We start from the raw sequence: 551 nt of genomic DNA, 5'->3' as shown, positions 1-551 counted from the left end.
TTATTATCTGTATCAAAAGCAAAACGACTGCCCTGCCAACTTTCTATGCTTGAAGGCAGCCAATAACCCGCCTCTTTTTTATAAGCACCCAGATGTAACACACTAAAACCGTTTAAAATCGCACTATAATTATGCCAATCGATATCTGCCCATTCTGTATTGGTATGTGGTTTTTTTGCCATAAATGTTTTGGCCAGTTCATAGCTTTTCATACTCTGAGCGTCTTCAGCGCCTGGTACTAATTCACCATTAAAGGCAAACATACCAGAGCGCAATGTTCTCAGCTCTGCGATAACATGGCTATCACGGGAGATTTCTTCATAAATCTGCGCCGTTTTACCTGATTTACGTAATATCGGGTCGGGATTAGGCAGTGCTTTAATGGCACTCCACATATTCGGATCGGTTTGGTTGCGGTTAAATAAACGTAATAACTTACCAAAAGTTTTGCTATTTAATTTAGGTTTGCTTGATGATGCATTAGACATAATAACCCTCAATTTTTTTACTGACACGCCGACTGCCTAAACGTGGCATACCCCCTGCGCCCG

1 protein-coding gene is annotated in these 551 nt (G+C 41.2%); it reads right to left on the bottom strand.

Annotated features, from left to right (window positions below; all coding sequences use genetic code 11):
• On the bottom strand, nt 1-488 hold a 488-nt coding region (locus CJF42_RS26235; RefSeq protein ID WP_215534224.1), incomplete at its 3' end, for a phage portal protein family protein.
• Nucleotides 489-551: the final 63 nt, after the last annotated feature.

Origin of the sequence: Pseudoalteromonas sp. NBT06-2 (assembly GCF_002276045.1) — a bacterium.
GTDB lineage: Bacteria > Pseudomonadota > Gammaproteobacteria > Enterobacterales > Alteromonadaceae > Pseudoalteromonas.
This window is presented reverse-complemented; position numbering and strand designations above follow the sequence as displayed.